The sequence below is a fragment of the Paraglaciecola marina genome, from assembly GCF_004360155.1.
Taxonomy (GTDB): Bacteria; Pseudomonadota; Gammaproteobacteria; order Enterobacterales; family Alteromonadaceae; genus Paraglaciecola; species Paraglaciecola marina.
In genome coordinates, this window is record NZ_SAIS01000067.1 from 1 (window position 1) to 1,251 (window position 1,251).

Consider the following 1,251-nt stretch of genomic DNA (forward strand, 5'->3'; position numbering starts at 1 on the left):
AATGCTTGGCCAGCACATGCCCCCATCATCAATGAAAAACCTACTGAACTAAGCATTATGGGTAACATAAAACCAGCGAGTCGTTTTATGATTGAATTTTTGGCTAGCAGCCACACGGCGCGCTTCTGTTTGAATTGATTGGTGAACTAACCAACTAAGAGTAAGCTTTGGCCAACTAACGTCGGATTCATCAGTATACTAGCCGCCCTGAATCAATCGAACACGGCCCGTTTATCGCCCTGTTTTATTCAACAAAAATAGTACTAACTTTTTATACTCTTGCATCGTTTTTATATTTTTAGTTATAGGCTTATATTTGCCATTCACAATCAATGTAGGAACTCCTGTAAAGCCTTGTCTACGAATGTCTTTCGTATTTTTCTGCATCTTCTTAGCCCCAGTGCTAACAGCAAAGCTTGAAAATACTTTATCGAACTTACTCTCATCAACGTTATTGGCTAAAAATATATTCTTAATGTCTTTTTCACTATAAAAATCTGCTTTATTTAAATGAATGTAGTTGAAAATAGCTGGTACAAGTTGCTCTTCAACCTTCAGGTATTCTGCGGTAATTAGAGCCTTGGTTAGTAAATTCTCTATATCCGCTTTTCTTCCAGGCATACCATCAACATGGTTTTTCTTAAAAACAGCACCACTTGGAAGTGATGCTTTAAGATCGTTCATAAAACCTTCCTGCTTAAAGCAAGCTGGGCAATAGAATGAAAAAAATTCAGTTATTTCTTTATTCTTGGTTATTTCCCCCTCTATCTCCAGATAATAATCACCCTCCGTAAACTCAGCGGCCTGAACTGTAACAAAGAGGAGAAATGATGTGATAATCATGGATAATTTACGATGCATGCTATTTCCTTTTGTATGTCTAACAGTATATTAGCCAGACCATACGTTTAAGCCTTTTTAGGAATAAACGGAATAATGATTCTGGTATTTAATTTGTTTCATCTTTTCATATACTTATTGATTTTCAAAGGGGAATTTTTATTAGCTTGCCATGTAGAAACCATGACTCTGGATAAATACAGGATATTATATTTACGAAAACCAATTTAACTTCATTAAAAACAATAATATAAGCTAGATCATGCCTATTATTTAATAATTATTTCCAATTAAAACAGCAAAATAATCATCGCTAGATGAGCTGACTGGCTAAAGCCCGACCTACAAGTTCTGTATGTTTCTTTTTTCTGTGGGCTAAGCACATACTTACATCGTCCCGTGATAATTAAC

General features: G+C 35.3%; 1 protein-coding gene. It reads right to left on the bottom strand.

The genetic code is table 11. The annotated features are described in order from the left end of the window. Nucleotides 1–231: 231 nt before the first annotated feature. Nucleotides 232–861: a thiol:disulfide interchange protein DsbA/DsbL gene (locus EOK74_RS20670; protein ID WP_133472020.1), complete on the bottom strand. Its 630-nt coding sequence runs from the start codon at nucleotides 859–861 to the stop codon at nucleotides 232–234. Between the last annotated feature and the right edge of the window lie 390 nt (nucleotides 862–1,251).